We start from the raw sequence: 12,367 nt of genomic DNA on the forward strand, positions 1-12,367 counted from the left end.
GTCTACGTGTCCGGTTCCCCCGGTGATGGAAGGCCCGCCTGTGGTGTCCGGCACACGAGGGAGGCCCCCGCCAGGCGGGGGCCTCGATAGGGTTACTGTCGGTGTACGCCGCTCACCTGTTGGTGAACTTCTCGTACTCCTTGAGCACGTCCTCGGTGGGACCGTCCATGCGCAGCGTCCCGCTCTCCAGCCACAGCACCCGTTCGCAGGTGTCCCGGATGGACTTGTTGTTGTGGCTGACCAGGAAGACCGTGCCGGCCTCGGCCCGCAGCTCGCGGATGCGTGCCTCTGAGCGCTTCTGGAACTTCTTGTCGCCGGTGGCCAGCGCCTCGTCGATCATCAGCACGTCGTGGTCCTTGGCCGCCGCGATGGAGAACCGCAGCCGGGCGGACATGCCTGACGAGTACGTGCGCATCGGCAGGCTGATGAAGTCGCCCTTGTCGTTGATGCCGGAGAACTCGACGATGCCGTCGAACCGCTCCCGCACCTGATCGCGGCTCATGCCCATGGCGAGCCCGCCGAGCACCACGTTGCGCTCGCCGGTGAGGTCGTTCATCAGCGCGGCGTTCACGCCCAGCAGCGAGGGCTGGCCGTCGGTGTAGACCCGGCCGCGCTCGGCCGGCAGCAGCCCGGCGACGGCCCGCAGCAGGGTGGACTTGCCCGAGCCGTTGGAGCCGATGAGTCCGATCGCCTCACCCCGGTAGGCGGTGAAGCTGACGCCCTTCACGGCGTGCACCTCCCGCACGCCGCCGCCCGGCTTGCGGCGCACGATGCGGCTGAGCGCGGAGGTGGCGCTGCCCTTGCCGCGGGTACCGCCGTAGACCCGGTACACGATGTGCAGGTCGTCGCAGATGACGGTGGGGACGCGCCCGGCCTCTGGGCGGTCCGCGGTCTCGCTCGGGGGGCTCGTCGACTCAGCCACGGCCATAACGCTCCTCCGCCTTCCAGAAGTACACAAAGCCGAGCACGGCCACCACCAGGGCCCAGCCGACCGCGAGCGCCCAGACGTGCGGCGGCAGGTACTCGGCTCCGTAGCCGTCGATCAGGGCGAACCTGATCAGGTCCATGTAGACGGCCGCCGGGTTCCACATCAGCACGTCGGCGACCCAGGTGGGGACGTTCTCCCGGTCCTTCAGCATCAGCGGGATGCTGAACAGCACACCGGAGGCGTACATCCAGGTGCGCAGCACGAACGGCATCAGTTGGGCGAGGTCGGGGGTCTTCGCGCCCATCCTGGCCAGGATCAGCGACAGCCCGACGTTGAAGACGAACTGCAGCACCAGGACCGGCAGGACCAGCAGCCAGGACAGTCTCGGGTAGTTGCCGAACGACACCACGAAGACGAACACGATCGCCATCGAGTACAGCAGCTGCTGGAGCTGCTGGAGCGCGAAGGAGATCGGCAGCGAGGCACGTGGGAAGTGCAGCGCCCTCACCAGCCCGAGGTTGCCGGAGATGGCCCGCACCCCCGACAGCGCGGAACTCTGCGTGAAGGTGAAGACGAACACCCCGATCACCAGGAACGGGATGTAGTCGGTGATCGGCATGCCGCGCCCAGCACGAAGGATCAGGCCGAAGATGAGGAAGTAGACGCCCGCGTTGAGCAGCGGCGTCATCACCTGCCACATCTGACCGAGCTTGGCCTGGCTGTACTGGGCGTGCAGCTTCGCGCGGGAGAAGGTCAGGATGAAGTGCCGACGGCTCCACAGCTGGCGCACGTACGCGGCCAGCGAGGGCCGGGCCCCGCTCACCGTCAGGCCGTACTTCGCCGCGAGCTCGGTCGGGGACAGACCGTCGTCGGGGGAGTTCTGCGCGTTCTCAGCGACCGCACCGTCGTGCGTGGACTCGCTCACGTTGAAACTTTCGTCCTCACTCTGCAGGGGCGTGAAGTCCGATGCTCTCAGACCCAGGCGTGTCAGATGACCGGAGGGCGGCCCAGGCGGGCCATGCGCCACACCGTACGCCACTTCATCGGGCGGCGAGGACCGCACGGCGTCGCCCAGCCCTCGCGGAAACCGCCCAGCCAGGCGCGCAGCGCGGGGCGGGACGGGCGGCGCAGCAACGTGAGCAGCAGCCACACCCCGAGGTAGACGGGGACCAGCGGGAGGGGGAGGTTGCGGCGGGCCAGCCAGACCCGGTTGCGGGCCACCATGCGGTGGTAGACGGCGTGCCGGGCCGGTGACGTGGTGGGGTGGTGCAGCACCATGTCGGCCCGGTAGTCGATGTTCCAGCCGGCGTCCAGCGCCCGCCAGGCCAGGTCGGTCTCCTCGTGCGCGTAGAAGAACTCGGCGGGCAGTGCGCCGACCTCGGCCAGCACCTCGGTGCGGACCGCGCTGGCGCCGCCCAGGAAGGTGGTGGCCTTCGAGGAGCGCATCGGGTCGGCGGCGCGCAGCCGCGGCACGTGCCGCCGCTGGGTGGCTCCGGTGTCGGGGTCGGCGATGCGGAAGCTGATGATGCCCAGCCGCGGGTCGTCGGCGAACGCCTGCCGGCACAGCTGGGCGGTGTCGGTACCGGGCAGCAGGCCGTCGTCGTCGAGGAACAGCACCGCGTCGACGTCCCGCCCGTCCGGGCCGAACGCCTCGACGCCGACGTTGCGCCCGCCGGGGATGCCCAGGTTCTCGGGCAGTTCGACGGTACGCAGGCCGCCGGGCGGCGAGGGCAGTTCGGGCAGCGGGGCGCCGTTGCCGACGACGACCACCTCGACCGGGTCGCCCTCCTGCCTGGCGACCGAGTCGAGCAGGGCGCGCAGTTCCTCGGGCCGGTTGCCCATGGTGAGCACGACCGCGCCGAGGCGCATCGCGGGGGCGGTCATCGCAGCCTGCTGGAGGCGAGGATGGACACCAGGTGCAGCACGGTCTGCAGCACCGCCACGGCGGCCAGGACGACCACGCCGAGCCGGGTGAAGAACAGCCCGCCGGCGAAGAAATCAGCGATCGCGACGGCCAGGATGAACAGCGAGGCCTCGACGCCGCCGACGAGGCGGTGGAACTTCAGCGCCGCCGCGGCCCGCCGGGCCACCGCCAGGCCGGAGGAGCGCGGCACTGCGGCCTCGTCGGTGACCGCGGCCAGTCCGCTGCGGCCCCTGGCCACGTCCACCAGGTCGGTCTCGGCCTTGATCAGGATCGCGCCGAGCGCCGCCAGTGTGCCCAGGAACGCCCACATCCACTGGGTGGTGGCGCCCTCCTGGTGGAACAGGTCGGCGGCCCGCAGGCCGAAGCCGACGAGCAGTGCCGCCTCGCACAGGTAGTGGCCGACCCGGTCGAGGTAGACGCCGGTGATGGACGTCTGCTTGCGCCAGCGGGCGATCTCGCCGTCGACGCAGTCCAGCAGCAGGTACAGCTGGATCAGCACCGCGGCCAGCAGCGCGCCGGTGAGCCCCGGGATGAGCAGCGCCGCGCCGGCGGCGAACCCGGCGACCACCATGAGGTAGGTCAACTGGTTCGGCGTGATCCGGGTGTTCACCAGGTACCGGTCGCACCGCAGCGAGATCTCCCGCATGTACAGGCGACCGGCCCAGTGTTCACCGCTGCGCCGGTCCTTGACGCCCTCCGGGTGGACGACCGGCCGGAGTTCAGCTACTGACGGCTTTTGCATAGTCGGCGTACGCGTCCCTGATCTGGTCGGTGGACAGGTCCAGGTGTTCCAGGATGGTGTAGCGCCCGGGGCGGGTCTGCGGCGCGTACTCCAGGGCCGTGACGAACTCCTCGTCGCTGAACCCGATCTCGCCGGGCAGCACGGGCAGCCCGTGGCGGCGCAGCACCTCGGCCATCAGCGCGGACTCGGCGTGCGCGCCGCGCAGGTGCATGGCGAACGCGGCGCCGAGGCCGCACTGCTCGCCGTGCAGCGCGGAGCGCTTGGGGAAGAGCAGGTCCAGCGAGTGGCAGATCTCGTGGCAGGCCCCCGAGGCCGGGCGGCTGTCGCCGGCGATGGACATGGAGATGCCGGTGAGCACCAGCGCCTCGGCGAGGATGACGAGGAAGTCGTCGTCGCCGACACCGCCGGGGTGGCGCAGCACGGAGTCGCCGGCGCTGCGGGCCATGGCGGCGGCCAGGCCCTCGAAGGGCTCCCCGGTCTCGCGGTGGGACAGCTCCCAGTCCGCGACGGCGGACAGGTTGCTCATCGCGTCGCCGATCCCGGCCCGCACGTAGCGCACCGGGGCCTCTCGGATGACGTCCAGGTCGATGACGATGGCGATCGGGTTCGGCACACCGTAGGAGCCGCGGCCGGCGTCGTTGTCGAGGGTCGACACCGGCGAGCACAGGCCGTCGTTGGCGAGGTTGGTGGCCACCGAGACCATGGGCAGGCCGACGCGGGCCGCCGCGTACTTGGCGGAGTCGATGACCTTGCCGCCGCCGAGGCCGACCACCGCGTCGTACCGTCCGGACCGCTTGATCTCGTCGGCCAGCCGCACGGCGCCGTCGATGGTGCCGTCGGCGCAGTCGAACCAGGTGGCGCCCGGCAGGGCGGGGGCCACGCGGTCGCGGAGCGCCTGTCCGGAGCCGCCGCTGATGGCGATGGCCAGCTTGCCGGCGGGCGAGATCCGCTGGTCGGCGAGGATCGTGGCCAGGTCGTCCAGTGCTCCGGCCCGGATGTCGACCGTCAGCGGGGACGGGATCAGTCGGGTCAGTACCGGCACGCGATCTCCCTGCCCTTGGCGAGGTCGTCGTGGTTGTCGATCTCGACCCAGCTGATGTCGCCGATGGGTTCGACGTCCACGGTGAAGCCGCGGTTGACCAGCTCCTGGTAGCCGTCCTCGTAGTAGAGGTCGGGGTCGCGCTCGAAGGTGGTCTTCAGCGCGTCGGCCAGTTCGGCGGCGGCCTCGCCCTCGATGAGGGTGACGCCGATGTACTCGCCCGTCGCCTCGGCGGGGTCCATCAGCTTGGTGATGCGGCGCACGCCCTTGCCCGGCTCGGCGACGACCTTCATCTCCTCGTCGGCGAGCTTCTTGACGGTGTCCAGCGCCAGGATGATCTTCTTGCCGTCGCCGCGGGCGGCGAGCAGGGTGCGCTCGACGGAGACCGGGTGCACGGTGTCGCCGTTGGCGAGGATCACGCTGTGCTTGATCGCGTCACGCGCGCACCACAGGGAGTAGGCGTTGTTCCACTCCTCGGCCTTGTCGTTGTCGATCAGGGTGAGCTTGAGGCCGTACTTCTCCTCCAGGGCGGCCTTGCGCTCGTAGACGGCCTCCTTGCGGTAGCCCACGACGATGGCGACGTCGGTGATGCCCACGTCCCTGAAGTTGCCCAGGGTGAGGTCGAGCACGGTGATGTCGCCGTCCACCGGCACCAGTGCCTTGGGCAGGGTGTCGGTGTAGGGACGCAGACGCCGTCCGGCGCCGGCGGCCAGCACGAGGCCGATCATGCGGGTTCTCCTGTTTCGTCGTGTACGGCGGGCGCCCCGGAGGACGCCCAGAAGCGGATGCTCTCCGCCAGCACCACCAGCGCCAGGACCCCCGCGAGGGCCGTCAGCGCGATGGTGAGACCTGCTGTGCCGGACCAGGCGGCGGCGGCAGCCGTCACCGCGAGGGTCCGTCCTTCGTGTCCGCCGATCGCCCGCACCAGGCGGCGCGGGGGCGCCCCGGTGCCACCGCGGATGCGGTACACCGTGTCGTAGTGATGGTAGGCGACCGCGGCCACCAGGCCGAAAGCAGCCGGCAAGGCGCCGTTCACCTCGGACCGGGCGGCGAGCACCAGCACGGTGGTGTACTCGGCGGCGCGGAACAGCGGCGGGACCAGCCAGTCCAGCGGGCCGTCCAGCGGCCTGGCCACGGCGGAGCCGGCCAGCAGCGCGTACCCGGCGGCGGCCGGGACCGGCCACCAGCTCCCGGCGGGTGCGGCCAGCGCGGTGCCCACCACCAGTGCGGCGCCCAGGGCCGCGGTCAGCGGCGCGAGGCCGCCGGGCAGCACCCGTGCGGCGGCTGCCGCCAGCGGCCCGGTGTCGGTCAGGTCGGCGAGGGCTGCGGCGGCCCGGGGGCCGTTGCGGGTCCGGCGGTTGACGGACCGCAGGACGCGTCCGGCGGTGGTGTAGCAGGCGGCGAGCGCACAGCCGGCGAGCAGCACGGTGAGCGTGACTCGCGGTGTGGTCAGCGCGGTCAGTACCGCGATCAGCGCCCAGCGTTCGCCGATGGGCAGCACGATCATGCGGCGCGCCCACACGGTCCAGCCGACGCTGTTGAGGCGTTCGGAGAGCACTGCCGCCGGGCTGCCGCCCGACTGGCCGTCCTCGGGCCGGTCGGCCTCGTTGAACGAGAAGTCGACGACGTGGCGGACCGTCTGCAGCACCATCGCGCCCAGCGCGAGCGCCCAGACGTCGTCACCGCCGCGAGCAGCGCCGAGTGCCAGGCCGGCGTAGTAGGCGTACTCCTTCGCGCGGTCGAACGTCGCGTCCAGCCAGGCGCCGAGTGTGGAGTACTTCAGCGCGTAGCGGGCGAGTTGCCCGTCGGTGCAGTCCAGGACGAAGGACAGCAGCAGCAGTACGCCGGCGGCGACGAAGCCGCCGCGGGTGCCGGTGGCGGCGCAACCGGCCGCGACCAGCGCCGTCAGCAGGGAAGCGGTGGTGACCTGGTTGGGGGTGAGGCCGCGGCGCGCGCACCAGCGGGCGAGGTGGCGCGAGTAGGGGCTGACGCAGAAGGTGGTGAAGAAGCCGTCGCGCGACTTGACCGCCGTGCGCAGCCGGACGGCTTCGTCGTCCACGGCGGCCACCGCGGCCTGCGCGTCGGCGCGTTCGCTCTCCCCCGCGGGCACCGTGGCGACGAGCACGCCGAGTTCCGGCCGGTGGACGTCGCTGCCGGAGGCCTCCAGGGCGGCTGTGGCCCGGTCGGGCAGCGGGACCGGCCCGTCAGAGGCAGCGTCGGCGCCGGCCAGCGCCGCGGTGAGCGCCGCGGGTGCGGCGGTGAGGGCGCCGGGGACGGCCGCCGCGGCGAAGCGCGGGTCGGTCAGGGCCAGGCGCAGGCTCTGCCGGTGCCCGACGAAGTGCGCGTCGACCAGCGCGGTCCGCTCCGCTGCCGGCAGGGCGGCCAGCAGGGAGGCGGCCTCGGTGCCGTCCGCCGCCGTGAGCACGGCGAAGCCGAGGGCGCGCAGGTCGCTCTCCAGTGGCGAACCGGCGGCCGGCGTTCCGGTGAGGATGGCGGTCGACAGACGAACTCACTCCTTGGCGCCTTGCGACGGGTCGTCCCCGCAGCCCGGACGGTTCGCGGGCAGGACAGCGGGAGAGGTGCGCCTTCACCCGTTGGAGGGGCGGTCGCACGTCGGCAGAGGCTATCGGATCGGTGGGGACGACCGTTCACCGCGCATTCACCGCGGTCCGCTTGCGCCTGCGCGGCACAGCATTGTCGATCATGCGGGGGGCGGGCAAACCGGCGCCGGCGCCGAGCGCGGGACACGCCGGGCCGGGTGCGGCCGGAGCTGTCGCACTTCGCTGACCTGCGGGGAGAACGCCCAGCTCAGGGGATACGACAACGGTGTTCAGTGCCGCGTTGCACATACCCCCCACCCGTAGTTCACTGAGGCGGTCCGGACACCGCAGCGGCGGTTGTCCCCAACGGTTGCGAGAGGCTTCTTCCATGGGTGCGGGGCACGATCACGGCGGTCCGCCGCCAGGAACCACCGGGACCGCGGCGGCGGCCTACCGGGGGCGGCTGCGCATCACGCTGGCCATCGCGTGCACGCTGCTCGTCACCGAGGCCGTCGGCGCGTGGCTGACGGGTTCGCTGGCCCTGCTCGCCGACGCCGGCCACGTGGCGACGGACGTCATCGGCATCGGCATGGCGTTGACCGCCATCCACTTCGCGAACCGGCCGACGAGTGCGCGCCGCACGTTCGGCTTCGCCCGGATCGAGATCCTGGCGGCGCTGCTGAACTGCCTGCTGCTCCTGGGGGTCGGCGGCTACATCCTCGTCGAGGCGATCGCACGCCTGCGCGACCCGGCCGAGGTGCCCGGCGGGCTGACCATCGTCTTCGGCCTGGTGGGCCTGGTGCTGAACGGCATCTCGCTGTCGCTGCTGATGCGGGGGCAGAAGGAGAGCCTGAACGTGCGCGGCGCGTTCCTGGAGGTGCTGGCGGACGCGCTCGGTTCGGTGGCGGTGGTGGTCGCCGCACTGGTGATCATGCTGACCGGCTGGCGGCAGGCCGACCCGATCGCCTCGCTGGCCATCGCACTGATGATCGTCCCGCGCACCCTGAAACTGGCGAAGGAGGCCGTGGACGTGCTGCTGGAGACGGCTCCGCGCGACGTGGACCTCGACGAGGTCAGGCAGCACATCCTGGAGGTGCCGGGTGTGGAGGACCTGCACGACCTCCACGTGTGGACGATCACCTCGGGCATGCCCGTGCTGTCGGTGCACGTCGTGGTGGACCGGGAGGCGCTGGACGGCGTGGGGCACGAGCGGATACTGCACGCGCTCCAGGACTGCCTGGGTGACCACTTCGACGTCGAGCACTGCACCTTCCAGCTGGAACCGCACGGACATGCGGCGCACGAGGCAGGGCTCTGCCACTGATCCCGGTACGGCACACTGGTGCATTCAGTCGCAACCGAGGAGGAACATGGCGAACAACCCTGCGGGTCCGATCATGCTCGAACTGGTCGACGAGCACGGAGTGACGATCGGCACCGCGGAGAAGCTCTCCGCCCACCAGGCGCCCGGGCGGTTGCACCGCGCCTTCTCGGTCTTCCTCTTCGACACCGGCGGCCGACTGCTGCTGCAGCGCCGCGCCCTGGAGAAGTACCACTCCCCCGGCGTGTGGTCGAACACCTGCTGCGGGCACCCCTACCCGGGTGAGCCGCCGTTCGCCGCCGCGGCGCGGCGCGTGGGCGAGGAACTGGGTGTCGCCCCCGCGCTGATGGCGGAGGCCGGCACCGTCCGCTACAACCACCCCGACCCGGCCTCGGGCCTGGTGGAGCAGGAGTTCAACCACCTGTTCGCCGGTGTCGTCGCCTCGCCCCTGCGGCCGGACCCGTCGGAGGTCACCGAGACGGTGTTCGTCACTCCGCAGGAGCTGAAGGAACGGCACGCGGAGGGTGTGTTCTCCGCCTGGTTCATGACGGTGCTCGACGCGGCCCGGCCCGGCATCCGGAAGGTCACCGGCACTGCCGCCGGCTGGTGAGGGAACGTTTCACGGCGGCGGGGTCCGCTGGACTTGCAGCGGGAGCGCGGCCCAGACGACCTTGCCACCCGCGGCCGTCTGCTCCACGTCGCAGGTGCCGCCGCCCTCGGTGACGTAGGCCTTCACCAGCAGCAGGCCGCGTCCGCCGGTCAGCTCGTGGTCGGGTTCGGCGGCCAGCGCCTTGGGCCGGTAGGGGTGGCCGTCCTCCACCGCCACCCGCACCCAGCCGCCGCCCAGCGACACCTCCACGCCCACCTCGGGGGAGAGCAGTGCGGCGTGCCGCACCGAGTTGGTGACCAGTTCGGAGACGATGAGCAGCAGGGACTGCATGAGCTCGTCGTTCACCGGGGCGCGCTGCCGCCGGATCAGGTCGCGTACGGCGTGCCGCACCTGCGGCACGGAGGAGTCGAGGGCGGGAGCGGTGAAGCGCCAGGCTCCGGCGTAGGCCGGTGGTCCCGGAGGTTCCGCGGCGGACGGCTGGGGCGGAGCGCTCCCGAGGCTGTCCATGATGTCCGACACCCACCCTCTCGTGGTCGTCGCAGTGTCCGCACGGAGACCGCATACCCCTACGAGTGTTGGTACATACCGGGACGGGAAGTGCACCTGACCCGAACTGACCGGTATTTGCCGTATCAGGAACGCTGTTGCTCGACGGTCGACCTACTTCGGACGTCTCTTGTCGCTGGTTGTCTCATCCCCCGGCGCGGGCTCGTCCCGATCCGCAGAACCGGTTCTCCAGTGCGGTTCGTCCTTCGACGCCGCCGTCCGGTCCGCCTCGTCCCGGCCGCGCGCCACCTGTCCCGCCACCTGGCGGCCGGTGATGCCGGTGGCCAGCAGGCCGAGGCCGTCGAACAGGAGTGCCAGCGAGAAGAACGTGCCGAGCGTGTAGAGCGTGCTCTGCGGCCAGTCGCCCAGCACCAGCACACCCAGCAGCACTCCGAACGCGCCCTGGGCGACCGTCCAGATCATCTGCGGCCCGCGCGCGACGACGCCGCCCACCAGGCGGAACACGCCACCGGTGAGGAAGAGCAGCGCAGCGAACAGGGTGAGCCCGGCGGCGCTCGTCTCCGGATTGAGGATGACCACGATGCCGGCCGCGATGTAGAGCGCGGCCACGATGAGGCCCAACCAGAAGAAGTTCGACTTGCGCGACTGCACGGCGTGGATCAGCGCGACCACTCCGCTGACGAGCAGCAGCCAGCCGAAGATCAGCACCGTGGTGATCGTCGCCACGCCCACGTAGACCAGGCCGATCAGGCCGCCCAGCACCAGCACGGCGCCGAGCACCGTCAGCAGGTTCAGGCTGCGGGTGAGCCCGACCTCCGACCTGGGGACGGCCTTGCGCTTGCCCTTGCTGCCGACCATGCGACACCTCCAGTGTTCCTCCGAGCCAGCCTGCCTCCCCTGCCGTGTACCCGCTCCCCGGGCTGAGCCATCCGGGTCCGGCCCGACGAAGGGTGCCCCGGCGGCCCTGACGGGGCACGCCCTAACATCACCGTCCATGAATCCTCCAGAGCCCTCGATCGGCTGCGTCACCTCCGACGGGGTGGCGACCGTGACGCTGCACCACCCCGCCAAGCGAAACGCGATGACCGCGCCGATGTGGCGGCGGCTGACCGAGCTGCTGGGCGGACTCGCGGAGGCGCCGTCGGTGCGGGCGCTGGTGCTCACCGGCAGCGGGGAGACCTTCTGCGCCGGCGCCGACATCTCCACCCTGCACGGCGATCCGGACGCGGAGGACGGCCCGCAGCGGCTCGCGGTCGCCGCCGAGGAGGCGCTGGCCGCCTTCCCGCGCCCCACTCTGGCGGCGGTGCGCGGCCACTGCGTCGGGGGCGGCTGCCAGCTGGCAGCCGCCTGCGACCTGCGGTTCGCCACCGCGGACGCGGTGTTCGGCGTCACCCCGGCCCGACTGGGCGTGGTCTATCCGGCGACCTCCACCGGTCGTCTGGTGCGGCTGGTGGGGCCGTCGGCGGCGAAGCACCTGCTGTTCTCGGCCGAGCTGATCGACGCCGAGCGGGCGCTGCGGGTGGGGCTGGTGGACGAGGTGCTGGAAAGCGGCACACTGCTCGACGCACGGGTGGCGGAGTTCACCCGCACCCTGGGCACCCGGTCGCTGCTCAGCCAGTGCGCGGCGAAGGAGTACGTCGACGGCCCGCCGGACCCGACCCGCTCCGCGCACTGGGTGCGGCAGGCCCGCAACAGCGGGGAGGCGGCCGAGGGCGCGGCGGCGTTCCTGGAACGGCGCCCGCCTCGCTTCACCTGGGAGGGATGAGAAGCGGAAGGGCTGCTGCCCGGCCCCTCCTCGCCCGATGGGGATTCGGCTGCTCCCGACCCTTCTGAACTAAGCGACCGATCAGTAACCTGGAGTCCATGACCACACTGCCGGAGCGTGCCGGACGCCGCTGCCACAACGTCGTGAACCCCCTCCACTCGGCGGTCTACTTCTCGCCCGAACTGGGCGAGGAGTTCGCCGCCATCGGCGTGGACGACCCGTCCGCCGCCTACTTCGCCAGCCGTGCCGCGGCCATGGGCGCGGTGGGCCCGGGCACCGTCACGGCGACGTTCTACAGCTTCAGCCACCGCCTGATCAGCCGGTGCGTGCCCGCCGTCTGGCGCACCGCGGAACCGCAGGCGGTACTCGACGCCCGGCTGCGCGCCGCCGACCGGGCCCTGCGCCGCCTGCTGGGCGAGGAGGCCGCCGGCTCCAAGGAGGTCGCCGAGGCGGCCGAGCTGGCGCTGCGGGCCACCGAGGCGTGCGAGCGCGGCGCCCGGCCGCTCTACGCCGCCCACGCTGACCTGCCCGTGCCCGAGCAGCCGCATCTGCGGCTGTGGCACGCGGCGACCCTGCTGCGCGAGCACCGCGGCGACGCCCACCTCGCGGTACTGCTCGACGCCGGGCTGAGCGGCTTGCAGGCGCAGGTCAGCCACACCGCCACCGGCAAGGGAATGAGCCGGCGGTGGGTGCTCGGTTCGCGCGGCTTCACCGCCGAGGAGTGGGACGAGGCGGAGGCCCTGCTGCGCGACCGGGAGATCCTGGACGCGCACGGTGAACTGACCGAGGACGGCGTGGCCCTGCGCCGGGAGATCGAGAGCGCCACCGACCGGCTGGACCGCGCACCCTACGAGCACCTGGGCGCAGCCGGAGTGGAGCGCCTGACGGAACTGGGCGGACTGCTCGCCCTCGCCGCGGCCGAAGCGGGCGCCTTCCCGCGCGGCCTGCTCGGCAAGGGCTGAGCGGGCGCCACCCGCCGCGCCGCACGGCG

At 71.9% G+C, this 12,367-nt stretch carries 13 protein-coding genes; 4 read left to right on the forward strand and 9 right to left on the reverse strand.

All coding sequences use genetic code 11. From position 1 onward, the window contains the following. Positions 1-112 precede the first annotated feature (112 nt). From QNO07_RS00970 to QNO07_RS01000, 7 genes are all read right to left on the reverse strand, one after another. A complete protein-coding gene (locus QNO07_RS00970; RefSeq protein WP_283989356.1) occupies positions 113-928 on the reverse strand; it encodes an ABC transporter ATP-binding protein in 816 nt (271 codons plus the stop codon). Further along, positions 915-1,853 carry an ABC transporter permease gene (locus QNO07_RS00975; protein WP_283989357.1) on the reverse strand — a complete coding sequence of 313 codons (939 nt, stop codon included), beginning with the start codon at positions 1,851-1,853 and terminating at the stop codon, positions 915-917. Before QNO07_RS00975 ends, QNO07_RS00970 begins: the two co-directional genes overlap by 14 nt. A 62-nt stretch (positions 1,854-1,915) precedes the next feature. Beyond that, complete coding sequence (locus QNO07_RS00980) at positions 1,916-2,797, reverse strand: glycosyltransferase family 2 protein (protein WP_283989597.1); 882 nt, start codon at positions 2,795-2,797, stop codon at positions 1,916-1,918. Between the two features lie 11 nt (positions 2,798-2,808). Beyond that, positions 2,809-3,594 (reverse strand): CDP-alcohol phosphatidyltransferase family protein, encoded by a 786-nt coding sequence (locus QNO07_RS00985; RefSeq protein WP_283989358.1) that lies wholly within the window; start codon positions 3,592-3,594, stop codon positions 2,809-2,811. Continuing rightward, a complete protein-coding gene (locus tag QNO07_RS00990) occupies positions 3,572-4,636 on the reverse strand; it encodes an iron-containing alcohol dehydrogenase family protein (protein WP_283989360.1) in 1,065 nt (354 codons plus the stop codon). The genes QNO07_RS00985 and QNO07_RS00990 overlap by 23 nt, the downstream gene beginning before the upstream one ends. Next, positions 4,624-5,361: a phosphocholine cytidylyltransferase family protein gene (locus QNO07_RS00995; protein WP_283989361.1), complete on the reverse strand. Its 738-nt coding sequence runs from the start codon at positions 5,359-5,361 to the stop codon at positions 4,624-4,626. Before QNO07_RS00995 ends, QNO07_RS00990 begins: the two co-directional genes overlap by 13 nt. Continuing rightward, entirely contained in the window at positions 5,358-7,136 is a 1,779-nt protein-coding gene (locus QNO07_RS01000; protein WP_283989598.1) for a DUF5941 domain-containing protein, read from the reverse strand. Before QNO07_RS01000 ends, QNO07_RS00995 begins: the two co-directional genes overlap by 4 nt. Before the next feature lie 425 nt (positions 7,137-7,561). Here QNO07_RS01000 and QNO07_RS01005 point away from each other — a divergent pair, with 425 nt between their 5' ends. Beyond that, complete coding sequence (locus tag QNO07_RS01005) at positions 7,562-8,497, forward strand: cation diffusion facilitator family transporter (RefSeq protein ID WP_283989362.1); 936 nt, start codon at positions 7,562-7,564, stop codon at positions 8,495-8,497. Between the two features lie 46 nt (positions 8,498-8,543). Next, positions 8,544-9,104 (forward strand): isopentenyl-diphosphate Delta-isomerase, encoded by a 561-nt coding sequence (gene idi, locus QNO07_RS01010; RefSeq protein WP_283989363.1) that lies wholly within the window; start codon positions 8,544-8,546, stop codon positions 9,102-9,104. Positions 9,105-9,113: 9 nt separating this feature from the next. Here the strand turns inward: idi and QNO07_RS01015 are convergent, their stop codons facing one another. Both QNO07_RS01015 and QNO07_RS01020 read right to left on the reverse strand, forming a co-directional pair. Continuing rightward, positions 9,114-9,611 (reverse strand): ATP-binding protein, encoded by a 498-nt coding sequence (locus tag QNO07_RS01015; RefSeq protein WP_283989364.1) that lies wholly within the window; start codon positions 9,609-9,611, stop codon positions 9,114-9,116. 153 nt (positions 9,612-9,764) lie between these two features. Next, entirely contained in the window at positions 9,765-10,469 is a 705-nt protein-coding gene (locus QNO07_RS01020; protein ID WP_283989365.1) for an HdeD family acid-resistance protein, read from the reverse strand. Positions 10,470-10,605: 136 nt separating this feature from the next. On the opposite strand from QNO07_RS01020, the gene QNO07_RS01025 reads away from it, so the two are divergent. Next, positions 10,606-11,376 carry an enoyl-CoA hydratase/isomerase family protein gene (locus tag QNO07_RS01025; protein WP_283989366.1) on the forward strand — a complete coding sequence of 257 codons (771 nt, stop codon included), beginning with the start codon at positions 10,606-10,608 and terminating at the stop codon, positions 11,374-11,376. 98 nt (positions 11,377-11,474) lie between these two features. Further along, positions 11,475-12,338, forward strand: a complete 864-nt coding sequence (locus tag QNO07_RS01030; RefSeq protein ID WP_283989367.1) for an SCO6745 family protein — start codon at positions 11,475-11,477, stop codon at positions 12,336-12,338. Positions 12,339-12,367 lie beyond the last annotated feature (29 nt).

This window comes from Streptomyces sp. 549 (genome assembly GCF_030124175.1).
In the GTDB taxonomy this organism is placed as follows: domain Bacteria; phylum Actinomycetota; class Actinomycetes; order Streptomycetales; family Streptomycetaceae; genus Streptomyces.

Coding starts and splice junctions, on each gene's coding strand:
- QNO07_RS00970 (WP_283989356.1), bottom strand. CDS start 928: ATGGCCGTGGCTGAGTCGACGAGCCCCCCGAGCGAGACCGCGGACCGC.
- QNO07_RS00980 (WP_283989597.1), bottom strand. CDS start 2,797: ATGCGCCTCGGCGCGGTCGTGCTCACCATGGGCAACCGGCCCGAGGAA.
- QNO07_RS00985 (WP_283989358.1), bottom strand. CDS start 3,594: ATGCAAAAGCCGTCAGTAGCTGAACTCCGGCCGGTCGTCCACCCGGAG.
- QNO07_RS00995 (WP_283989361.1), bottom strand. CDS start 5,361: ATGATCGGCCTCGTGCTGGCCGCCGGCGCCGGACGGCGTCTGCGTCCC.
- QNO07_RS01005 (WP_283989362.1), top strand. CDS start 7,562: ATGGGTGCGGGGCACGATCACGGCGGTCCGCCGCCAGGAACCACCGGG.
- idi (WP_283989363.1), top strand. CDS start 8,544: ATGGCGAACAACCCTGCGGGTCCGATCATGCTCGAACTGGTCGACGAG.
- QNO07_RS01015 (WP_283989364.1), bottom strand. CDS start 9,611: ATGGACAGCCTCGGGAGCGCTCCGCCCCAGCCGTCCGCCGCGGAACCT.
- QNO07_RS01020 (WP_283989365.1), bottom strand. CDS start 10,469: ATGGTCGGCAGCAAGGGCAAGCGCAAGGCCGTCCCCAGGTCGGAGGTC.
- QNO07_RS01025 (WP_283989366.1), top strand. CDS start 10,606: ATGAATCCTCCAGAGCCCTCGATCGGCTGCGTCACCTCCGACGGGGTG.
- QNO07_RS01030 (WP_283989367.1), top strand. CDS start 11,475: ATGACCACACTGCCGGAGCGTGCCGGACGCCGCTGCCACAACGTCGTG.